At 33.8% G+C, this 24,258-nt stretch carries 13 protein-coding genes and 1 pseudogene; all 14 read left to right on the top strand.

Translation table 11 applies throughout. The features are described 5' to 3' along the window. The first annotated feature begins 98 nt into the window (after positions 1-98). Positions 99-839 (top strand): enoyl-CoA hydratase/isomerase, encoded by a 741-nt coding sequence (locus JCM14822_RS08845; protein ID WP_054741603.1) that lies wholly within the window; start codon positions 99-101, stop codon positions 837-839. Next, positions 839-1,603 carry a polyketide synthase gene (locus JCM14822_RS08840; RefSeq protein WP_054741602.1) on the top strand — a complete coding sequence of 255 codons (765 nt, stop codon included), beginning with the start codon at positions 839-841 and terminating at the stop codon, positions 1,601-1,603. Before JCM14822_RS08845 ends, JCM14822_RS08840 begins: the two co-directional genes overlap by 1 nt. Before the next feature lie 34 nt (positions 1,604-1,637). Then, positions 1,638-2,447, top strand: a complete 810-nt coding sequence (locus JCM14822_RS08835) for a hypothetical protein (protein ID WP_054741600.1) — start codon at positions 1,638-1,640, stop codon at positions 2,445-2,447. A 42-nt stretch (positions 2,448-2,489) separates the two neighbouring features. After that, positions 2,490-5,033 carry a type I polyketide synthase gene (locus JCM14822_RS08830; protein ID WP_054741598.1) on the top strand — a complete coding sequence of 848 codons (2,544 nt, stop codon included), beginning with the start codon at positions 2,490-2,492 and terminating at the stop codon, positions 5,031-5,033. Between the two features lie 104 nt (positions 5,034-5,137). Further along, positions 5,138-7,057: a thioesterase domain-containing protein gene (locus JCM14822_RS08825; RefSeq protein WP_054741596.1), complete on the top strand. Its 1,920-nt coding sequence runs from the start codon at positions 5,138-5,140 to the stop codon at positions 7,055-7,057. A 5-nt stretch (positions 7,058-7,062) separates the two neighbouring features. Further along, positions 7,063-7,335, top strand: coding sequence for a thioesterase II family protein (locus JCM14822_RS08820; protein ID WP_054741594.1), 273 nt, complete (start codon positions 7,063-7,065; stop codon positions 7,333-7,335). A gap of 37 nt (positions 7,336-7,372) precedes the next feature. Beyond that, positions 7,373-8,296 (top strand): ABC transporter ATP-binding protein, encoded by a 924-nt coding sequence (locus tag JCM14822_RS08815; protein ID WP_054741592.1) that lies wholly within the window; start codon positions 7,373-7,375, stop codon positions 8,294-8,296. 39 nt (positions 8,297-8,335) lie between these two features. Further along, positions 8,336-9,079, top strand: coding sequence for a hypothetical protein (locus JCM14822_RS08810; RefSeq protein ID WP_054741590.1), 744 nt, complete (start codon positions 8,336-8,338; stop codon positions 9,077-9,079). 109 nt (positions 9,080-9,188) lie between these two features. Continuing rightward, entirely contained in the window at positions 9,189-9,767 is a 579-nt protein-coding gene (locus JCM14822_RS08805) for a hypothetical protein (RefSeq protein WP_054741588.1), read from the top strand. A 189-nt stretch (positions 9,768-9,956) separates the two neighbouring features. Then, complete coding sequence (locus tag JCM14822_RS08800) at positions 9,957-11,165, top strand: beta-ketoacyl synthase N-terminal-like domain-containing protein (protein WP_054741586.1); 1,209 nt, start codon at positions 9,957-9,959, stop codon at positions 11,163-11,165. After that, the gene (locus JCM14822_RS08795; protein ID WP_306307321.1) at positions 11,140-17,667 is read left to right on the top strand and encodes an SDR family NAD(P)-dependent oxidoreductase; all 6,528 of its coding nucleotides are present in this window, start codon (positions 11,140-11,142) and stop codon (positions 17,665-17,667) included. The genes JCM14822_RS08800 and JCM14822_RS08795 overlap by 26 nt, the downstream gene beginning before the upstream one ends. Beyond that, positions 17,667-18,182: an acyl carrier protein gene (locus JCM14822_RS08790; RefSeq protein ID WP_054741582.1), complete on the top strand. Its 516-nt coding sequence runs from the start codon at positions 17,667-17,669 to the stop codon at positions 18,180-18,182. Before JCM14822_RS08795 ends, JCM14822_RS08790 begins: the two co-directional genes overlap by 1 nt. After that, on the top strand, positions 18,173-19,498 hold the full coding sequence (locus JCM14822_RS08785) for a type I polyketide synthase (protein ID WP_054741580.1): 1,326 nt from the start codon (positions 18,173-18,175) through the stop codon (positions 19,496-19,498). Before JCM14822_RS08790 ends, JCM14822_RS08785 begins: the two co-directional genes overlap by 10 nt. A 29-nt stretch (positions 19,499-19,527) precedes the next feature. Beyond that, positions 19,528-24,090, top strand: a pseudogene (locus JCM14822_RS08780) (beta-ketoacyl synthase N-terminal-like domain-containing protein); the annotation flags it as partial. Positions 24,091-24,258: the final 168 nt, after the last annotated feature.

Raw genomic sequence — 24,258 nt, 5'->3', positions numbered from 1 at the left:
TCGTAATTTTATAAATATTATATTGATGTAAATTACAAAAAGTTGTAAAATATTATAAAAGTTATATAAAGATAATCTGGGGTATAGGGGGCGGGTAAGTGGAGTTACAGACTATAGAAGTTAAAAAACAAGACAAAGTGTGTTTTTTAAAGTTTAATCGACCTCAAGCCAATAATACAATCAATGACATATTAGTTGAAGAATGTTATAGGATTATTGAAATGTATGAGAATGAAATCAGTATATTGGTATTAGAGGGGGCTGATGAAGTATTTTGTTTTGGTGCAGATTTTAAAGATAAGAAGCAAAAAAATCAACCAGAAAAGTTATACAGGTTATGGACAAAACTAGCGACTGGATCATTCATTACAATAGCTCACGTACGAGGAAAGGCCAATGCAGGTGGTTTAGGTTTTGTAGCAGCAAGTGATATTGTAATTGCTGATACAACGGCGACATTTAGTTTATCAGAAATGTTATTTGGACTTTTTCCAGCCATGGTATTACCGTTTTTGATAAGAAGAATGGGGTATCGACAAGCAAATTTTTTAACACTCACAACAAAAACAATTTCAGTAAAACAAGCGTGTGACTGGGGATTAGTTGATGAATACCAAGAAAAAAGTCATTTATTATTAATGAAATATATATCACGTTTAAAGAAAATACCTAAATCTGGAATCATAAACTATAAACACTACATAAATGAGATAAATACTACAATCATAGATAGTGAGAGTGACGCTATAAGGGCTAATAAAAAGATATTTGCGGATGAAAGTAATAAAGAGAGAATTCGTAGATTTGTTGAGGATGGAATATATCCATGGGAGGAGTAATGAATAATAAAAGTGTTGAAGTTAGAGAGATTGAAAAAGGAATAAAATGTATTTATATGCAAGAAAGAGCACATAAAAATACATTTACACCAGAATTAATTAAAGGGTTAGAAGCAGCATTTCGAGAATGTGAAGAAGATTTAAGTTGTAAAGTAATTATTTTAACTGGATATGATAGTTACTTTGCTTCAGGGGGAACACAAGAGGATTTATTAGCGATTCAAGAGGGAAGAGCAAAGTTTACAGATGCAAACTCTAACAATTCCAATGTATATAGCATGCCATTAGAATGTAAGCTACCAGTTATTTCAGCTATGCAAGGACATGCTATAGGTGGAGGATTAGCTTTAGGATTATTTTCAGATTTTGTCATCTTATCTAAAGAAAGTATTTATGCAGCAAGCTTTATGAAATATGGATTTACACCAGGCTTTGGTGCAACATATGTAATTCCTTTGAAGCTAGGCATGGTATTAGGTGAGGATCTATTGATGACTGCAAAAACATATCATGGAGAAGACCTTAGAAAAAGGGGAGTCCCATTTGAAGTATATCCTCGCAAAGAAGTACTTCAAAATGCCATAGAGCTTGCTAAGGTTATTGCAGAGAAACCAAGAATATCTTTAATTACTTTAAAACAACATTTAGTGAGAGAACATAAAGAGAAACTACAAGAGAAAATAAAACAAGAATTAGAGATGCATGAGATTACATTCCACTTACCAGAGGTAAAGGAGAAAATTATGACAATGTACGATAAGTAGCTTAAGGTATTTATAAAATAAGGGGGAATAGAAAATGAAAAGAGTACAGTTATTTGAATTTATGGATTTAAAGTACTTCCCAAGTTTTTTAAGAAACTTAAATACAGACGTATTAGAGCTAATCAATAGTAAGGGCCAAACTTTTGATGCGATGATACCAATTATAGACGATGTATCAAAAAAGTCTAAGACTAATCAGATTGTTGATTTATGTTCTGGTGGGGGTGGAGCTTGGATTAGGCTAAGTAAATTATTAAAAGAAAAAAATACTAATGTAAGAATAAAGCTTACAGATAAGTTCCCTAATAGTAAAGCAATTAAGCGTATTAATAGTATGCAAAGCGTTATAAAATATGAGGAAAATTCTGTAGATGCATTAAACGTACCTAAGAATTTACAAGGTGTAAGAACTATATTTGGTGGTTTCCATCATATGAAAGAAGATGTTGCTAAGGCTATATTAAAGAAAGCTAAGGATGATAAACAGGGAATTGTTATTTCTGAAGCTATGCTGATGCCACCTAAATTAGCGTGGATTACACTACCTATTCAAATTCTTTTATTACCATTAATGCTAATTTATTATTGGATCATGTATGCAAAGGTTATGAAAGGAAGTCCATTAACTGTAGTAGCAAGATTGCTATTTACATATTTAATACCCATTGCACCTTTAACAATGATTTTTGATAGTTTTATTTCCATAGTAAGAATTTATGACAAACAAATGTTAGAAGAAATGGTTCAACCGCTTCAAGGGGACGATTATACATATAAAGTAGACATAGTACGAACTAATGATAAACTACCACCTGTTGTATATGTTATAGGATATCAATGTTAGAAATATTAAATCTTAGGGGAAAGAGGGAGTTTAAATGGGATTATGGAAAATGAACAAAGTAAATTATTAAGAAAGGCACTGACCGTAATTAAAAATTTACAAGAACAATTAAAGCAAGAGGAACATAGTGAAGATAAAGAAGAAATAGCAGTAATTGGAATGGCATGTCGTTTTCCTGGGGGATGTAATTCACCAGAGGAATATTGGGAGTTATTAAAAGAAGGAAAAGAATGTGTTATTGATGTACCTAAGGAGCGCTGGGATATTAGTGCATATAGTGGAGAAGAAGCTTGTGTACTAGAGCAAATGTATGTGTATCAAAGTAATTTCTTACAGAGAGATGTATCCGAGTTTGATGCCAAATTCTTTAGGATATTACCAACTGAAGCAAATGCTATGGATCCACAACAACGACAATTATTAGAAGTTTGTTGGGAAGCACTAGAAAATTCAGGGCAAAATCCGGTTGAATTAAAAGGAAGTCATACTGGCGTATTTATAGGTATTTCAAGTAATTGTGAATATGCTATGTTACCACAAGATCAAAAGGGTGTTAACCAATATACAGGAACAGGAACCACTTCCAGTATTGCAGCAGGGCGTATATCATATACTTTTGGATGGAATGGTCCATCTATATCATTAGATACAGCATGTTCATCATCTTTAGTCAGTACCCATTTAGCAGTGCAGTCATTAAGGAAGAAAGAATGCGATTTAGCTATAAGTGGTGGTGTAAACTTAATGCTTTCACCTGTAGTGTATTCGAATTTATGTATGATGAATGCAGTTTCAGCTGATGGTAGATCAAAACCATTTGATGCCAATGGCAGTGGTTATGGGAGAGGCGAAGGCTGTGGCATTCTTGTTTTAAAAAGATTAAAAGATGCCATGAGAGATGGAGATACTGTTTATGCAGTGATCAAAGGTGGTGCCATCAATAATGATGGTGCAAGTAGTGGGTTAACTGTACCGAATGGTAAAGCGCAAAAGATGGTTATGGAAGATGCATTAAAAGATGCAGGTGTAGCACCTCATGAAATGAGTTATCTAGAAGCACATGGAACAGGAACACCATTAGGTGATCCAATAGAAATAGGTGCTGTTACAGAAGTCTTTGGACAAGATAATTTAAGGGAAGCCCCACTGATTATAGGTGCAGTTAAAGGAAATATAGGGCATCTCGAAAGTGCAGCTGGTGTGGCAAGTTTAATAAAGGTAGTACTAAGCCTATATCATAAAGAGATACCTAGAATAGTTAATTTCAATGAGCTTAATCCTAGACTTAACCTAGGTAAGATTCCAGCTATTTTACCACGAGAACATATGGTATGGGAAAGTCATAACAAAAGAAGATTAGCAGGTATAAGTTCTTTTGGATTTAGTGGAACTAATGCTCATATTGTTATGGGAGAGGCTAAGCAGGAAGAAATCACCCAAGATATGCGAGATCACTTTAATAACTGCTTAATATGCTTAAGTGCAAAGAGTGAACAATCACTTATTGAAATGATTAAGAAATATGAGGCTTTCTTAAAGTTACAACCTCAAATATCATTAAAAGATATAAGTTATGTGGCCAATGCATGTCATGCAACCTATAGACATCGTGCAGTATTTATGGGAGATAATCATGAAAAACTTTTAGAGGCTTTTAGAGAAACATTAGCACAAATTGATCAAAAGAGAACGATTTATAATAATGAAGTGGCTGCTGACGAGGTTAAAACTGTAGGCGAAGCTAAAGATGTATTTGCTAGATATTGCAATAACAGGGTATATGCCTCAAAGGTAGATGATCAAACACAACCTAAATTTGCTTTTATATTAGGTGGTGAAATAAATAGTCTTCAATATATAAGTTCTGAATTATATCATTCATTTTTAGAGTATAAGGAATATTTTAATGAGTGTATCGCATATTTTGAAGAGTACCATGGTATAGAAATCAAAGACAAGTTCTTTACCAATCAAAGGCTGACACAAAAGGCTGCAGATGCTTGTTTGTTTGCGACTCAGTACGCTATGATGATGCTATTTAAGAAACTCAATATTAAACCAGAAATTATAGTGGGAGAAAGAGTAGGACAGTTGGTAGCAGCAACTGTAGCAGAAATTATTAATCTTCAAGATGCTGTAAGATTATTTATAGCCCTAAATAAGATAGCAAATGAGTGTCAGGATGTAGCATTTGCAAGAGTATACTTAAATAAAGATGAAGTGATGGATTTAATAAACAATTGGGAGGGAAATCTATGTATCTCTGCAATTTATTCAGAAAATGAATGTATTATATCTGGAAAGGAAAGAGATATAGATCAGATAATAGCACAAGGCATAGATGCTACTAAAGAAAGTGGTAAGAAATGGCCTTCCAAGTTTTATGCAGATTATATGAGTAAGTTTGAACAAGAATTAGGAGATATCACATACAAGAAGCCAAAATGCCGTTATATCGCTCAGGCATCTGGTGTAGCTATAAATAACAATCAAAAACTAGACACAAGCTTTTGGAAAGAAAGTTTGTTACATCCAATTCGATATGATAAGGCAGCAGAATTTTTATACAACCAAGCTATCGTTTAATTATACAAATAGGCCAGATTTTAAGGGACGAGAATAGAGCTAAAGAGGGTGTAACATTAATAAATGTAATAGACGAGGGAAAATGCTTAGATAGATTACTTGAAGTGATAGGAGAATGCAATTGTTTAGGGGTAAATATCAATTGGAAAGCTTTCTATGAGGGCTATAAATATAAGAAGATTAGTTTACCGAACTATGCTTTTGCAAAGACCAAGTATTGGCTCACTCCTCCAAGGGTAGAAGAGGCAAACGGTTTACTTATAAATACGAATACGAAAGACGTATTAAAGGGACAGAAAATCAATTTACCATATGAAAAGAAGCAATACATATTTACATTATCACATCAAAGATTACCACAGTTATTAGATAATTCAGGTGTTGTACATATAGGTTATTATATCGAGATGTTAAGTAGTGTATTAAATCAGTTTTATGATACTAAGTGCTATGAAATAAAAAATCTAGAATTTATGTCACCGCTCATTATCTTTGAAAATGAGCTAAAAGAAGTTTTATTAGTATTATCTGATCAGGGAGAGCGTGGCATAGACATAGAGTTCTATGGTAAATCAGCTACAGATAGCAATTGGAATCTACATGTACAAGGTAATTTAAGTCTTAAAGATAATCAGGCAATGAGAGAAAATGATATTGATGAATTTATACAAGAGACAAGTTTAATGAGTGATGATGAGCAATTTTATAGTGCATTAGAGAAAAAAGGATTTAACTTCGGACTTTCTGTACGTTGGGTTAAGAGGATATGGTTTGAGCAAAATGAAGGATTAATAGAGATTAGACCTAATACAGAGGATGAAGCAAAACAAGAATATGTACTGGGCTTAAATCCTGGAATAATTGATAGTTGTTCACAAGTGTTTAATTATCTTGAGATTAATGGTCAGTCCACAGATAAAAGATATATGGTTTCATCTGTTAAGGAATTAGAAATTCATATCAGTCCTTTAGAAGGCAGTCTTTATGCAAAAGTTAATGTAACGAATATGAATGAAAAACAAGATGAATTAAGTGGCACGATTAGCTTAATGGATAGTACAGGAAAAGTTATATTAAATCTAGGCAAAGTCGTACTAAAAGAATTTGATGAAAAAAGGTTAGGCGGTATGCTAAAAGCCCTTCAATCATCTCATATGAATAAAAAAGATACAAGCTTTATAAGTAAGTACAAGAGTGCAGATAAAGAAGAAAAGAAAATACTTGTTACAGAATATATCCGTCAAGTTATGGCAAGCGTTATAGGTACCCCAGTAGAAGAATTAGATGTTAATGAACCATTAGATGAAATGGGACTTGATTCTATGATGGGTGTAAGTTTCCATAACGCCCTTTCACAAGCACTAGATGCGAAGTTTTCCTTTGCTGATTTGATCTGTGCTGGTACCATTGCCAAGATGGGAGAAGAACTAGTTAAAATTTTAGATGGAGAAGCAAGAGATGATAAGGAAAAACAGGTAGAACAAAATGAAGAAACTTGGATTTATGATTATAAACCTAAGAAAAATGTTAAGTTACGTATATTCTGTTTCCCTTATGGATTCGGAAGTGCAGATATGTACAAGAAATGGCAAGAATACTTAGGCCCTGAAATAGATGTATGTCCTATTAAATTACCAGGATTTGATGTGCAGCGTATGAACGAAAGAACACCAGAGGATGTGGAAGATGTCATTGATACATTAGAAACAGTGTTATCTAAGTCATTATATGATGCACCTTGTGTTACCTTTGGACATAGTTGGGGTTCATTATATGCTTATCGTTTGGCTTATCGCCTATCAAAGAATAGTAAGTTTAAGGTAGTGAAACTGTTAGTATCAGGCTTTACTTCACCTAGTTTGCCAAATACAAGTTTAATGAAAATATTAGAGGGATTAAAGCTCATCGGAATGGAACATATCCCAAGATATGAAGATGTAAAAGATGAAAAATCTATTGAAATGATTTGTAAGGCATTTATTGCAGGTTGGCATATTGAAAGCAAGAAGAAGATAAGACTATAGAAGCTATGAAGATTACAATACCATTTATTATGGCAGCTTATCGCATTGTAGATAGATATAAGTTTAATCAAGAAGAAGTATTTGATATACCAATCGTAGGATTCCATGGATTAGATGATGAGAAAGTAACCTTAGAAGATATGAATGCATGGGAAAATGTAACAAGTAGTTCTTATAAATTATATACATTAGCAGGTGATCATGTATTTATTGATCAGAGTCAATCAGAAGAACAATTTATGAGTTTATTGAAGCAGGAATTAAATAAAATGATGTAAAAAGCATCATAAAACTAAGAAAAGAGAGTGTGATAGTATGGAGGCATGTCCAATTAAAGTAGATAATATCAAAAAGGCATTTAATGGTCGTCAGATATTAAAGGGAGTATCATTTGAAGTTCAAAAAGGTGATATATTTGGTTTCTTAGGACCAAATGGTGCAGGAAAAACAACAACGATTCGAACATTACTTGGACTATATCAAGCTGATTCAGGGAAAGCCACTATTCTAGGATATGATGCAGGAAGTGATATGGCTAGAAAAAATGTAGGGTTTGTGCTTGATGGAGATGGCTTGTATGACACAATGACAGCAGCAGAGAATCTTGCTTATTTCTTAAAGATTTATGAAAAACCAGTAAGCCGTACAAAGATAGAAAACACACTACAACTTGTTGGTTTAAAAGATAGAGCAGATGATAAAGCTGGTACATTTTCAAAGGGGATGAGACAACGATTAGCATTAGCAAGAGCCCTTGTATATGATCCAGCAGTACTTATTTTAGATGAGCCTACTTCAGGGGTTGACCCTTCAGCACAATTAGATATTAGAGCCATTTTAATGGATATTGTACATAAATATAATAAGACAATATTATTAAGCTCACATAATATGGATGAGGTACAAAAAATCTGTAATAGGGTAGCATTACTTAATAAGGGTGAAATTAAGTTATATGGTAAGTTAGAAGAACTTAGAAAACAAAAAGGCAAAAATATTATTATTACACAAACAAGTCAATATGTATCAGATGAAATACTAAATAAATTAAAGAAAATCCCTAATTTAGGATTCAAGGCCAAAGAAGAAGAAGGCTTAGTATTTGCCCCTACAGGAGAAGCTAAGATTTCAGAAATTATAAATATACTTTCAAAAGAAGGTATCGAAGTAGAGAATGTCATTAAAAATGAAGCATCATTAGAAGATATGTATACAAGCATTGTAAGAAATACGAAGTAGAGTTAGTATTTTGAACATCGTGAAAGGATGATAATTAAAATGAAGAGAATAGGTGCAATTGTAAGCTCAAGTTTAAAAAATAATTTTCAGGCGATGTCATTAGTTGTAGTATATCTTGGAATTTTACTTATTTGCACAGCTACTATCGGATTTATTGGATGCAAAGTAGTCCTTGGTGCAGCATTAGCCAGTAGTCAGAGCCCAGAAAATATAGCGTACTATATAGAAATCATAGCATATAGTTCAGCAATTGTATTAACAGGTATTAGTTATACAGTGTTGTTTTCAGTACCATTAGCAAGAGAAAAGACAAGGGGAAATATTGAAGCATTATTAGCTACTCGTGTAACAGAAAGGGAACTATTAGTTGCTAAAAGCCTTGCATTATTCGTCCCAGGATTTATCGCAGGTGAGGGTATTCCATTTTTAATGAGTATATTTATGGGGAATAAATATTTAGGTACACCTTTTGCAGGATTTAGAGATCCTATTATGGTGATTGGCATATATGTGGCTGTACCTATCGTATATTACTGCTTAAGTATATTGATGCATTTAATTAGTTTAACAGGAGGCGTAGAAGGAGGAACAGTAGTAGCAACAATATTCTTACCATGTGTTGCAGCTGTTGGAATCAACTTACTTGCACGTCAAACTATAGATGGAAGAACAGGAGCATTTCTTATTTTCAACGGAATATTAATGGTTATCTTACTTTGTATATGCTTATGTGTACGTCATAGATTTAGAAAGGAGACTATCATATTATCATGTCGAAAATAGCATTTAAGCGGGCAAATGTAGTATTTGAAAGAGATTTTAAAGAGTTTATAAACTGGAAGGCATTTAGATTAATACTGGTAATATTCCTAATACTAAGCGTAGCAGCACAATGGGAATTAAATACATAGTAGGCGATACGTCTAATGACGTTATAACAGATAATATATTATTTTTAATAGGTCTAATACCGCTCACAATAGGAATTCCATTATTTACGACAACTCCATTTACAAAGGAGAAAGTAAATGGTGTTATGTCATCATTATTATCAACTAAACTTACACCAGATGATATTTGCTTAGGGAAGAGTTTGGCCATCTTTATACCAGGGTTGCTCATAAGTTATTTATCAATGTTCATCTTTACAATAGGATTAATAATTAGACATCAGATATCAATACCTTTAATATGCACTGTCTTTATTATGATGCCGCTGTTCTTTTTAGGATTATCTATATGGACTGTACAATTGTCTATGCTGAATTCACCAGAATTAGCTATAGCACCATCGTATTTAATAGGCCTTGCATTATTTATAGGTATTCCAATGTTATCGGTTATGCAAATAATTACACTTCAAAGTTGGTATTTCTTTAGAATAGCATTAATTGTTACAGCAAGCATGTGGATTTTAGTAGTTGTATTTAAACAAGCATTGACTAAAGAGAAGATTATCTTATCAAAGTAAAATGTATTATTTAGAATAGCTTAATATTCTATTTACCTTTATGGCATCATGCTTTTCTAAGATAAGCAATATAATTATCAATATAGAAGTTGATAATATTATTTGAATTAATAAGGCATCAAGCTATCAGTTAATAAAGGGAGAACTGGAGTTGATGCCTTTATTTTATATATTTTCAAGGGGGACATTATGGGGCAAAAGATAAATAATGATATAGCCATTATTGGAATAGGGTGCAGATTTCCAGGGGCAAATAATTATGAACGTTATTGGGACAATTTAATAGAAGCTAAATCTAGCATTAGTGAAATACCAAAAGAGAGATGGGATTGGAAGAAGTATTATAATTTAGCACACAGTGATAAGAAAGTAAGTAAATGGGGAGGCTTTATAGAAGAGGCTGATATATTTGATACTACTTTCTTTAATATATCTAATCGGGAAGCAGATGCAATGGATCCACAGCAACGTATCATGCTGGAATTAGCCTGGGGATGTTTTGAAGATGCAGGGATTTGCCAAACAGAAGTATCAGGTAAAAATATAGGCGTCTTTATAGCAGCTTTTAATTTTGATTTCAAGGAACTTGTAGAGCGTAATGAAAGAGAAATAGAACCACATTATGCTACAGGTCTAGCTGCAACGATTATTCCAAATCGAATATCATATTATTTCAATTTAAAAGGCCCTAGTTTAGCCATGGATAATGCGTGTTCAGGTTCATTATCAGCCATACATGTAGCGTGCCAATCTATTATAAATGGAGAGTGTGAGATGGCATTAGCAGGAGGTGTCAATTTAATATTATCGCCTTCGAGACAAATCTCATTTTCGCAAATGGGAATGATGTCAAAAACAGGAAGTTGTAAAACATTAGATAGTAGTGCAGATGGCTATGTTCGAGGAGAGGGTGCAGGGATTATTTTATTAGCACCATTAGAGAAGGCTATAGCAGAATCTTTCCCTATACATGGTGTCATTAAGGGGAGTGCAATTAATCATAGTGGCAAGACACATACAATAACATATCCTAGTTCAGAAGCACAAGCAAATGTAATTATTGAAGCTATGAACAAATCAGGGTTAAGTGCAGAGGATATTGATTATGTGGAATTACATGGAACAGGTACACCTAAAGGAGATCCTATAGAATTTGAAGGATTAGCAAGGGCATTTCAGGTAACAAGTAGTGAGCAACCTACGAATGATGTCACAAAGTATTGTGGAATTGGCTCAACTAAAACGAATATAGGGCATTTAGAAGCAGCTGCGGGAGTGGCAGGTGTCATTAAAGTGCTTTTATCAATGGAGCATGGCTATTTACCTCAAATTTTAAATTATCATGAATTAAATCCAAGGATAAAGATGGAGAATACACCTTTTTTATATTATAGATAAAGTTAAGAAATGGCAGCATGATTATGAGAAAGCAGTCCCTAGAAGAGCAGGAGTAAGTTCATTTGGGTTCGGAGGCACAAATGCACACTTGATATTAGAAGAAGCACCGGTTAGAAACAATCAGTCAAATAGCGAAGCAAGATATTATATGCTAGTGTTATCTGCAAAAACACAAGATGCATTGGAAAGGCAAGAAAGACAATTATTAAGTTGGTTAGAAAAACATGAAGAAGCTGCCCTTTGCGATATATGCACCACTTTAATGATTGGTAGGGAACACTTTGAAGAAAGACTAGCAATTGTAGCAGATAGTAAAGAAAAGGTAATGGAGACATTACGACAATTAATGAATAAAGAAGAATATATAGAAGACACATATATGACACAATCAGTAGATGGAGATAAAGAAGGCATATGTTATGAAAGTATAGGTGATATTCAGGATGTACATAGTTTAAAATACAAGGATTTATTAAAGGAAGTAGCCAGTTTTTATGTAAGGGGCGGTAAAGTAGACTGGTCAAAACTTGCTATTGCAAAGCGTATTAATATGCCGACTTATCCTTTTGAAAAAGAAAAGTGTTGGATGCCAAAGGTAGAATATGTTGAAAAAGCCATAGCCTATGAAGAGAATTTAGCCTATGACACTATGGCAGATACTTCAAGTGTAGCTGATGTAGTGAGTGTAGTAGAAAAGTGGGAATTAAAGGATATAAATTTAGGAGAAAAAGATATAAAAACAATTCTTGTAGTAAGTGAAGACTGTGGCATATCACAAGAATTAGAAAAATATATAGCATTAGCTCAGAAAAAAGTAAATGTTATAAATGCTAATGCATATGATCAGTTTAAATCAAGTTTTAAGGCAATAGGTCAAAACTTTAAAAATATAGATGTCGTACTATATGTAACAAATGGCAAGGCACTAAGTGATGAAACGCAACTCATTGATATGCTGCGAAGTATTGGAAATAGTGGCTTACAAATTGGTCGTATGATTTTAGCTGCATCATATAAAACGCTATTAGAACGTTGCTATATTGAGTCATGGATTGCTTTAGAAAGAACGATACAATTAATTTTGCCTAAGATGCAATTTAATGTCCTTTCAATAGAAGAAGTAGCAATAAATAAAGAGGAATTTAGTAATATCTTGTGGAAGGAAATGCATAATACTATAGCACAAAGTGTGAGATATGAAGCAGAAGGCCGAAAAGTACGTGTGATAAAGGAAGAACAGATAATAGAAGAGGTTCAGCCAGTATTAAAGAAGCATGGCGTATATGTAATTATAGGTGGACTCGGTGCAATAGGACAAATACTGGCAGGGTATTTAGCTGAGAAATATGATGCAAAACTTATATTAGTAGGACGTCGAGATCAGGAAGAAGCACAAAGTAAGTTAGAAAAGGCTCACTTACTTACAAGTAATGTCTTGTATGATCAGACAGATATATGTAACGTGCAGGAGCTAAGGCAAGTTATAGAAGAAGGAAAGAAAAATTTTGGTCATATTGATGGTGTCATGCATATAGCAGGCATAGAAGGAAAAGGCAACTTATTAAATAATACGGTAGAAGATTATAAAAGAGTTGTACTCCCTAAAATAAAGGGAACATTGGCATTAACAGAATGCTTAAAGGACGAATCTTTAGATTTTATTTGTTATTTTTCTTCGTGTTCTGCGATTATTGGAGATTTTGGGAGCTGTGATTATGCAGTTGGTAATCGCTTTATGATGAATTATGGAGCGTATTATAAAGAACAGTTACACAGCAAAGGCAGCAACACAAAAATAGTAGTGATTAATTGGCCATTGTGGCGAAATGGTGGTATGTGTAATGCCGATCAAATGGCAAGCCAGATGTATTTAAAATCCAGTGGACAAGTATTTTTAGAGAATAAACAAGGCATGAGATTATTTGACTTATTATTAAGACAAAAAGAGATGTCATATACCATTTTTGTAGGTGATAGACAAAGAATACTTACATTTTTAGAGTCCAAGTCAAAAAGTAGGGATAAAGCTTTAGATAAAGGAGAGAAAATGCAAATCACAGAAGTAATAAAAGATATGGTAAAAGAGAGTTTAATAGAAGATTTAAAGAAGATTATAAATCGTATTTTAAGAGTACCTGTAGAAAAGTTAAAACTGGATAAAACATTAGCTGAATTTGGATTTGATTCTGTAGGTTTATCAGAGTTTGCAGATGAACTAAGTGAGTATTATAGCATTAGGGTGACACCAGATATGTTTTTCTCATATCCTAGCATTGACAAAGTGGCTGAGTATTTAATAAGCCAATATGAGTCACAGATTAATCAGTTTTATAAAAAAGAAGTAAAAGAAGCACCAGAGGAAGAAGAAAGTAGTATAGTAAGTCCAAAAGAAGAAAGCTTAGAAAATAGTAATACATTAATAGATACCGATGAAATTGCTGTAATTGGTATGAGCGGAAGATTTCCTGCTGCTAGAAATATAGAAGACTTATGGGACATTTTAGCACAGGGAAAAGAAGTACTTCAAAAAATGCCAAGTGATAGGAAAGAGTGGCATGAATCAGAAGATAATAATGTAGGGGTTATACCAGGTGTTGCAGAATTTGACCCATTATTCTTCGAGATTCTGCCAATAGATGCAGAAAAGATGGATCCAAAGCAACGCTTATTACTACAGGAGACATGGAAAGCATTAGAGGATGCAGGATATAATAAGAAACTTTTAGAAACCGAAAAGATAGGCATGTTCGTAGGTGTAGAAGAAGGTGACTATATTTCTAAAGACAATGATTTGGTTTCTAATCATAACGGAATATTAGCAGCAAGGATAGGCTATCTTTTGAACTTCTCAGGACCTATTATGGCAATCAATACAGCATGCTCATCAGGACTTGTGGCACTTCATCAAGCTTGTCAGAGCATTCGAAATGGCGAATGTGATACAGCAGTTGTAGCAGGAGCTAACTTAATGATTACGCCAAAAGGCTATGAAAATATGAAAAAGATTGGCATGATTTCAAAGGATGGAAAATGTAGAGCATTTGATAATCGTTCACAAGGTATGGTGCCAGCTGAAGCAATAGGCGTTGTTGTTCTAAAGAAAAAGGCAAAAGCACAATTAGATTGTCATTCAATTTATGCAACGGTTATAGGAAGTGGTATCAATTACGATGGTAAGACCAATAGCATTACAGCACCAAGCGGTATAGCACAAGCCAATTTATTAAGAGATGTATATACAAGATATCATATTAATCCTAAAGATATAAGTTATGTGGTGACACATGGTACAGGAACGAAGTTAGGTGACCCAATAGAAGTAAATGCATTAAAAGAAGTATTTAATGGGTATACAGATAATAGACAATACTGTGCATTAACTTCAACCAAACCTAATATAGGTCATGCTTTAGCCGCATCCGGCATAGTTAGTTTCATTAGTTTAATGCTTGCTATGAAAGAGGGAATCATCCCACCAACTATCAATTGTGAAGAGCCTAATGCCTATATTGAATGGCAAGATAGTCCATTTTATTTAAATAGACAACGCAAAGCATGGACAAATAATCAAAGGATAGGTGCAGTAAGTGCATTTGGTATGAGCGGTACAAATGCCCATGTTGTGGCTAAAAACTATATACAGCCTAAAGAAACATCAAATTCAAATCTAGCTTATGCACTATTAGTATTTTCAGCAAAGGATGAAGCGGTATTAGAACAAAACATTGAAAATATTATAACCTTTATGAAAGATAATGAAGCACTTGACCTTGCAAGTTTGAGTTATTCTTTATTAGAAGGTAGAATGCACTTTACCTATCGTTATGCTATTGTGGCAAACAGTGTGAAACAAGCAATAGAAATGCTTACCAATAGAAGAAGTATAAAGGCGGATACACTAGTCAAATCAAAACAAAGTATGGATTTGAAAGCTTCTACCCAAAGAGAAATTAATCAATTAGTAGAGGAAATTTCTTTAGAAGAAGACAGTTGCAAAGAAGCATTATGCCGCCTAGCACGATTATATGGTGAAGGCTATGAAATTAATGGGGATAAATTATTTGATCAGTATGCTGTTAGACGTTTACATATACCAACCTATGTATTTTTAAGAGAAAACTATTGGTTTGAACAAAAAGAGCAGGTACGAGAAGAAAGACAATTGCACCCACTAGTACATAGCAATCAATCTACATTAATGAAACAATGTTACAAGGCAAGATTCAAGAAAGATAATCAGGTATTACAACAAATAATAGGTCAAGAAAAATCTCATAGCATGATTGCTTATTTAGAAATGATAAACTTCGCAGTAAAGGATGCATTAAGAGATGAGCTAGATAATAATCAGCAGATTTTAATCAAAGATATAAAAGTTTTAGAAGACTTGGAGCTAAAGAATGGTGCATTAGATATTCAGATAGAATTACAGGCAAGTGATGAAGACGAGCTTGCATTTAATATATATGATCAGTTAGAGCAAAAAGTATATTGCCAGGGAAATGCACAGATAGTTTCTAGTGAAGAGATTGGATATGAGGATTTAACAAAGTTAAAAGAACAATGCACGCAAGAAGTCAATACAGAAGTCTTGGGTATGACCAAGGTGTATAAAGGGCCATCAAGCATTTTAGGAAAAGTAGAATATGCAGGACAAGATACTCAGGAAGAGGCATTACAAATCAAACCAAGCATTCTAAAACAGGCATTTGCGCTAGTAAATTATTTTGAGCAGGATAAGGTAAAAACAATTAGTATAGATGCATGTGATATAAGCATGATAAGTTCAAATGAAGTTTGGATTTACATCAATCATATAGATTCTCATAGTGTGAATATAAGCTTATTTGGTCAAGATGGCGCACCTTATTTGAGATTAAGTGGCTATCATTATACAAAGCTTGAGCAAATCAAGGAAAGTAGTAACTATAAGAAAATTAGCAAACTATTAATGCCACAATGGACAAAGATTGATACAAAGGGTACAAAGCTTAATTTAGAAAATGCATTAGTAATCGGACAAACATGTGATATACCTATGAATCTACTAAGCCAAAAGATGCAGATATGGGATGTAGATTATACCACAAGTAGCATTGATGATTTAGCACTTCAGCTACAAAAATGCAATGCAATCCAGCATATTATATGGTTTGTAAGTCGTGAGCATTTAAGAGATAGCGTAAGTACACAAATCGTTAAGCAGCAAGAAAAGGGTACATTATTCTTATTTAGACTAACAAAAGCCTTAATGCAGTTAGGTTATCATCATCAACCATTAGAGCTAACGATTGTAACGTATAGTACACAAAAAGTATTAGAGAGCGATTGGTTTAACCCAACACATTCAGGGCTTCATGGCTTAGCTCAAGTTATAGATAAGGAAATACCACACTGGCATATAAACGTAATAGATACTGATGATGCTTCTTATAATGCAATCAATATGTCACAGGAAGAATTAGTGGCATATCGTAATAAACAGGCATATAAGAAAGTATTTAAGGAAGTTAAGTTAGAGAACATGACAAGTGATCGAAAAGCTTATTGTAAAAATGGCGTTTATGTAGTGATTGGCGGTGCAGGTGGTGTAGGAGAAGTATGGAGCGAGTATATGATTCGTACTTATCAGGCACAAATTATATGGATAGGACGCAGAAAGTTAAATGATCAAATCAGAGAAAAGATAACACGCTTAAGTGCATTAGGACCAAAGATCCATTATATCTCAGCTGATGCCACCTGTTTAGACGAAATGGAAGCTGCCTATAAAGAAATCAAGCAAATTTATCCAAGGGTAAATGGTGTAGTGCATTCAGCAGTTGGTGCATTAGATAAGAGTGTATTACATATGGATGAGCAGCTTTATAAAACAATTACACAAATTAAAGTCGATACAAGCGTTTATATTGCAAGGGTATTTAAAGATGAGACTTTAGACTTTATCTTATATTTCTCATCTATTGCAGCGATTAATAAGTTTGCAGGACAAGCTGGCTATGTAACAGGCTGTGTATTTGAAGATGCTTATGCAGAGTATCTTGATAGTTTATGGCAGTGCAAAGTGAAAACAATCAACTGGGGATACTGGGGAACTATTGGAATAGGACAAGCAATGCCAGAAACATTTAAAACCAAATTAGCATTATCAGGAATAGAAGCAGTCATGCCTACTGAGGCGATGCAGCAGTTAGAGCGATTTATGGATACTAAGGCATGTCAAATGGCTTATGAATGTACTAGCAAATTACAGGAAGAGGAAGTAGAGAGTGTAGAGGATTGTAATGCAAGAGAAAACATTGCCTTACAACTTAAAGAGATTATAGGAGGCTATATTAATATTCCAGCAAGTCAAATTGAGTTAGATGTGGACTTAGAAGAATATGCTATTGATTCATATATGTTAGACCAGTTAACGGATAAGTTAAGTCAGTGGTTTAGTCAAGTAGATCAGCAAGCTTTACTTAAATACCGCACCATTGGGGATATGCAGAGTATTTAATGAGATATTGCACAAAAACTCAAGAGGCATCTAGAGTAACTCAAGTAGAAACGATAATGCCTAAGGCAAAATTAGTAGAAGAGGCCGCATTAGAAACAAGCAGTGAAATAGATAATCTTTTATTAGAAAAGACAATAAGCTATGTGAAGAAATTAGTGGGAGATACATTGAAAATCCCATATAAACAAATTGAAACTTATGTTGGATTAGAGAAGTATGGTATAGATTCTATAGCTGTTGAGTATTTAACTTATGCTTTTGAAAAAATATTTGATGGTATTACAAGTACCACATTCTTTGAATATCAGAGTGTTAATGAATTAGCTCAGTACTTAGTAAGTACACAAAGGAACAAGTTACTCGAGTTATTTAATATGAAGACTACTAAGGAAACGTCTAAGAAAGAGCAAGTAGTAGAAGCAACTATACAAAATAAGAAACAGGCGACACATCAGTTAAGAAAGCATGGCATAAAGTTAATCAGAGTTATAAACAAGCACAAGATATGCCAATAGCCATCATTGGTATAAGTGGACGCTTCCCACAGGCACACAATATCAATGAGTTTTGGGAGAACTTAAAAGCTGGTAAAGATAGCATTGTTGAGATTCCTAAGAAGAGATGGTCATTAGATGGATTCTATGTAAATGATATAAAACAAGCCATTGAGCAGAGAAGGAGCTACTGTAAATGGGGGGGATTCATTGATGGCTTTGAAGAATTTGATCCTTTATTCTTTAAGATTTCTCCAAGAGAAGCTATGAATATGGACCCTCAAGAACGACTCATGTTACAAGAATGCTGGGCGACATTAGAGGATTCAGGATATACAAAGGAAAGAATTAGTAAGAAATATAAGGGAAATGTCGGTGTATTTATAGGTATTACACGAACAGGTTTTGAGCTTTATAGTCCAGACTTATGGCGACAAGGACAAAATGTACATCTAAGTACATCATTTAGCTCTGTAGCCAATAGAATTTCTTATGTTTTAGATTTACATGGACCAAGTTTACCAATTGATACAATGTGTTCATCATCATTATCCGCATTACATGAAGCATGTGAACACTTAAGACGTGGGGAATGTGACATGTCACTTGTAGGTGGTGTAAATATATATACACATCCATCTATATATGTACTATTTTGTGAGAAACGAATGTTATCAATAGATGGAAGATGTAAAAGCTTTGGTAAGGGGGCAAATGGATTCGTCCCTGGAGAAGGTGTGGTATCTATGTTATTAAAACCATTAGATAAGGCCATTGCTGATGGCGATCATATCTATGCGGTTATACAAGGAACAGCTGTTAATCATGGTGGTAAGACAAATGGTTATACGGTACCTAATCCAAATGCCCAAAGAGATGTAGTACGTAAGGCATTAGATCGTTCAGGAATTAGTGCAAGAACAATTAGTTATGTAGAAGCCCATGGTACAGGAACTGAGCTTGGAGATCCAATTGAGATAAATGGACTTACACAGGCTTATAGCAATGATACCAAGGAAAGACAATATTGTGCAATTGGTTCTGCAAAATCTAATATAGGACATCTAGAGGGGGCTGCTGGAATAGTCGGTGTAGTAAAATGTGTATTACAAATGCAACATAAATTATTAGTACCTTCACTACATGCCCAAGAATTAAATCCAAAAATAGACTTCAAAAATAGTCCATTCTATGTACAGCGTGAACTTTCTAATTGGAATAGACCAATAATTGAAGGCAAAGAATATCCACGTATAGCAGGTGTATCAGCATTTGGAGCGGGAGGCGCTAATGCACATGCAATTATCAGAGAGTATATAAGAGAAGGCAAAAATTAAAAGTAAAAGGGAGAGGATGGGGAGTTTTGATGATCACACAATTAGTAGTAGTTTTATCTGCTAAAAATAAAGAACAATTATATAAACAAGTCCAAAACTTAGAAGTGGCTATTGAGAAACAAAAACTTACAGACAGTGATTTAATGAACATTTGTTACACCCTTCAAATAGGGCGTGAACATATGGAATATAGAGCAGCATTCCTAGTTAATTCAATGCAAGAGTTACAAGAGAAGTTAAAAGCATATATATCAGGTCAAGAAGATGGACCTGATATATATAGTGGCAACAGTGCAGAAGAAAATGACTTTTTTGTAAGTCTAGGAAAAGAAGATGAATTAAAGAGTGCGATTAATAATCTCATGCTTCATAAAAAGTATGAAAAGGTTTTAGAACTTTGGGTAAAAGGCATTGATATAGATTGGGCTCAGCTTTATGAAGAGGAGGGCATAAAAACTGAATTTATTAGTCTGCCAACCTATCCATTTGCTAGAGAGAAATATTGGGCACCAGAGAAGATTGTTGCACAGCAAAAAGATGTAGAAAAGGAATTAATCCACCCATTAGTTCATGAGAATATATCAAATTTAAAACGCCAATGTTTTTGTAGTAAGTTTAAGGAAAATACTACATATGTAAAAGATCATAAGCTTAATGAACTAACGTATCTTGAGATGGCAAGAGTAGCAGCGCAAGTATCATTAGAAGAAACGGAATTTAGACCATTTCAGATTAAAGATGTTCTTTGGTATGATGCAATCTTAGTAGATGAAGTATTACAGCAAGTAAATATTGCATTATATCCTAATGAGCATCAAGAAATCGAATGGGAAGTATATGGACAGTCTAAAGCAAGTAGAGAACTTATTGTAAGTGGGGAAGGAAAAATAACTTATGAAGCACCTACAATGAAAACGTTGCAATGGGAACAAATAGTAGCAGCATGTGAAGAAATTTCTGATGTACAGTTACCAGATGGTATTGAAAAGATTTATAAATATCAAGATGACTCAGAAACTCAATTAGTAATTAAATTTAAAGCTACAAATGATACAAATCAGGAATATGGCAAGCAACTAGTGATTGACCCAATTAAGTTATCAGCATGTATAGAAGTAGTCAGTCAATATTTAGGCACTGCGTGTAATAAGAATTTAAAAATGAGTAATTTAAGTGTAGAAACTGTTGATGAATGGAACTGGGGAGTAATTTATGTTGAAAAATGTCAGGATATTCAGCATATAAACGTAGGCATTTGTGATGAAGAAGGGAATGTCACACTTCAAATAGAAGACTTACAATGCATACAAGAAGCTCTAGGAGTCCAAGAGGCAAAAGTATATGAGGAAATGATATTTGAAGAAAAATGGTGCCAAGAAAAGCTGAAACAGGGAAGCCTTAGTTTTAAGAAATTATTGGTATTTTTATCAGATACAGAAAGACAAAATCAGTTCACAGCATTTATCAATGAAGTATCTCCTGAAACTAAACTTGTATTTGGTAATAAGTTTGAATTGCAAAATGAACAAGTTGCAGATATAGATGGTACTTTATATTTAGAGCCTTTAGAAAAAAATGATTATATGGCAAGTTCTAGAGAAATTTTTACTCTCATACAGGAGCTTAATAAAAATGAAATCAAACCTAAAAAGCTATTAATAGCTGCTACTTATAAAGATCGATTAACCCGTTGTTATGTAGAGTCATGGATAGGAATACAAAAATCAATGGGTATGGTGATGCCTAATACATGTTTCAGTTTAGTATGTATAGACGAGACCCAAAATACAGATACAAACTTTGCGGAAAAGGTATGGCAAGAAGCTATAAATGCACAAAGTGAAACGGCATGCTATGAAAATGGTCTTAGACAGGTGCGCAAAATTCAAGAAGTGAAGTTAGTACCTAATGAAAAAAGCACATTAAAGCAAAATGGCGTTTATATTATTACAGGTGGTACTGGGGGATTAGGTGTTATATTCTCCAACTATTTAATTAGTAAGTATCAAGCTAAATTAGTATTAGTAAGCCGTAGTAAAAAAGAGATATATGATGAGCGTGTCAGAAAGTTGCAGATGCAGGGAGCAGAGGTCATTCATTTACAAGCTGATGTATGTAATATTGAGCAGATGAAAGAAGTTATAAGGGTTACCAAAGAACAATTTGGTCATATTAATGGTATTATTCATGCTGCAGGTATGGAGAGTACAAAAAATATATTAGAAAAAGATTTTACAGAATATGAAAATATTATAGCATCAAAAATTCAGGGAACATTAACGCTAGAAGAAGCATGTAAAGATGAAGCATTAGATTTTATTTGTTATTTTTCATCAAGTGCAGCAATCATAGGTGATTTTGCTAACTGTGATTATTCAGTAGGTAATCGTTTCTTAATGAGTTATGCGGAGCAGTTTAAAGATAAACCAAGATACGTTATTAACTGGCCACTTTGGAAAAGTGAAGGCATGGGATTTGCAGACCAAAATAGTACACAGATGTATTTAAAATCTAGTGGACAATGTTTTATAGAGGCAAAGCAGGGAACTGTTTTATTTGATGAATTTTTGAGACAACCTACAGGGCAGCACCTAGTCATTATCGGTGAAAAGGAAAGGGTTTATAGATTCTTAAAAATCAATGAGACGACCACAGCTCCAGTGTTAAAGAAGAAACCTATTCAAAAAATAAGTAAAGCTAAAAGAACCAAGAAAAAAGGTCTAGATCTTGTAAAGAATATCCAATTAGATTTAAAAGATATGATTGTTCAAGTATTAAATGTCCCTAAGGAAAAGATTTACCTTAATGTAAGTTTAGATGAATTTGGATTTGATTCCATTAGCTTAACAGAACTTTCATATGTTATGAGTAATTATTATGAATTTGAGATTACACCAGATATCTTTTTTGCCTATCCAACAGTAGAAAAACTAAGTGAATATTTGAGTAAAAAATATAAGGAAAAACTTGAGTCATTTTATCATGAAGAAGAAAAAAGTGAAGCTGTTGAAGAAACTGAGGAAGTCACAGTAGAAGAAACTTCTCATGATGTTAAAGGTAAAAGGATTCGCCAAGTACCTATTGTAAGAGGTAGTGGAAGAAGTACAGAGGATATTGCCATTATTGGTATTAGCGGAAGATTCCCAGATGCTTATAATGTTGAAGAATTATGGAGCATCTTAGAAGAGGGCAGAGAAGTTATTAAAGAGATGCCTAAAGAACGTCAAGAATGGTGGCATCAAAAACAAAATAATTATAAATATCGATTAGGGGTTGTACCAGGTATCGCAGAATTTGATCCACTCTTCTTTGGTATATCACCAAGAGAAGCAGAAGACATGGATCCAAGGCAGCGCTTACTATTACAAGAAACGTGGAAAGCATTAGAAGATGCAGGCTATGGCAGTGATAATCTCAAAGATGAAAAGATCGGTATGTTTGTAGGTACAGAAGATGGCGATTATAAATCTTTATTAGATTACAAAGCCAATATAACAGCCAATAGTAATGCTGTATTAGCCTCTAGAATCTCATACTTATTAAATTTAGATGGACCAAACATGGCCATTAATACAGCGTGTTCATCAGCCTTGTAGGCGTTCACGAAGCTTGCATGAGCATTAGAAACGGCGAATGTGATACGGCCATTGTTGCAGGTGTTAATTTAATGGTTACACCAGATAATTATAATAGCATGATTGAATCAGGGATGATTGCTAAAGATGGACACTGCTATGCTTTTGATAAACGTGCAAATGGTATGATGCCAGCAGAAGCAGTGGCTGTAGTGATATTAAAGAAATTATCAAAAGCTGAGAAAGATCATAATCCTATTTATGGCACAATTATTGGAAGTGGTATTAATTATGATGGTAAGACCAATGGGATTACAGCACCAAGTAGATATGCACAAAGCAAGTTATTAAAAGAGGTATACAATAATTTCAAAATAGCACCACGTAATATTAGTTATATCGTGACACATGGCACAGGTACCAGATTAGGAGATCCTATTGAAATCAATGCATTAGCTGATACATTCGAAGAATATACCAAGGATACAAAGTTCTGTGCAATCACTTCAACTAAATCTAATTTGGGACATGCACTGGCTGCGTCTGGGGTTGTAAGTTTAATTAGTTTGATTATGGCTATCAAGAAAGGAATTATTCCACCTAGTATTCATTGTGAAGAGCCTAATGATTATATTCAATGGGAAGATAGCCCATTTTATATTAATACAAAGGCTAGCAAGTGGGAAGATAGCGAAGAACAAGAACGTATTGGGGCAGTAAGTGCCTTTGGAATGAGTGGTACTAATGTACATGTAGTTGTTAAGAGTAACTCAAAATATGGTGAGAGTAGAAATAAAATGGTACAAGCTATTCAGTGCCCTGCTTATCTCTTAGCATTTTCTGCTAAAACGGAGCAAGCCTTAATAAGAAAAGCAAATGAGCTTGCAGATTTAATTGAAAACCATCCTAATGAACAATCATTAGCAGAGATTAGCTATACATTAATGGATGGAAGAATCCAATTTAATCATAGATGTGCATTTGTAGTAGAAAATAAGGAAGATGCTATAAAGGCTTTAAGAGACTTTAGTAATGACAGAGATACAGCTAAAGGATTTAAGGGAATCGTTGAGAGAGACTTCACACCACAAGAAACGATTACACAGTCTATAGAAGCATTAATCAAGAGATTGGATTTACAAGTAGCCAATAAGTATTATGAAGCATTAGAAGCACTAGCTAAGT

The organism is Cellulosilyticum ruminicola JCM 14822, from assembly GCF_001311925.1.
GTDB classification, from domain to species: domain Bacteria; phylum Bacillota; class Clostridia; order Lachnospirales; family Cellulosilyticaceae; genus Cellulosilyticum; species Cellulosilyticum ruminicola.
This window is presented reverse-complemented; position numbering and strand designations above follow the sequence as displayed.

What these genes read in the sequence shown, in the direction of transcription:
- JCM14822_RS08840 (WP_054741602.1), top strand. Translation starts at nt 839, where the DNA reads ATGAATAATAAAAGTGTTGAAGTTAGAGAGATTGAAAAAGGAATAAAA.
- JCM14822_RS08835 (WP_054741600.1), top strand. Translation starts at nt 1,638, where the DNA reads ATGAAAAGAGTACAGTTATTTGAATTTATGGATTTAAAGTACTTCCCA.
- JCM14822_RS08830 (WP_054741598.1), top strand. Translation starts at nt 2,490, where the DNA reads ATGGAAAATGAACAAAGTAAATTATTAAGAAAGGCACTGACCGTAATT.
- JCM14822_RS08820 (WP_054741594.1), top strand. Translation starts at nt 7,063, where the DNA reads ATGAAGATTACAATACCATTTATTATGGCAGCTTATCGCATTGTAGAT.
- JCM14822_RS08815 (WP_054741592.1), top strand. Translation starts at nt 7,373, where the DNA reads ATGGAGGCATGTCCAATTAAAGTAGATAATATCAAAAAGGCATTTAAT.
- JCM14822_RS08810 (WP_054741590.1), top strand. Translation starts at nt 8,336, where the DNA reads ATGAAGAGAATAGGTGCAATTGTAAGCTCAAGTTTAAAAAATAATTTT.
- JCM14822_RS08805 (WP_054741588.1), top strand. Translation starts at nt 9,189, where the DNA reads ATGGGAATTAAATACATAGTAGGCGATACGTCTAATGACGTTATAACA.
- JCM14822_RS08800 (WP_054741586.1), top strand. Translation starts at nt 9,957, where the DNA reads ATGGGGCAAAAGATAAATAATGATATAGCCATTATTGGAATAGGGTGC.
- JCM14822_RS08790 (WP_054741582.1), top strand. Translation starts at nt 17,667, where the DNA reads ATGAGATATTGCACAAAAACTCAAGAGGCATCTAGAGTAACTCAAGTA.
- JCM14822_RS08785 (WP_054741580.1), top strand. Translation starts at nt 18,173, where the DNA reads ATGCCAATAGCCATCATTGGTATAAGTGGACGCTTCCCACAGGCACAC.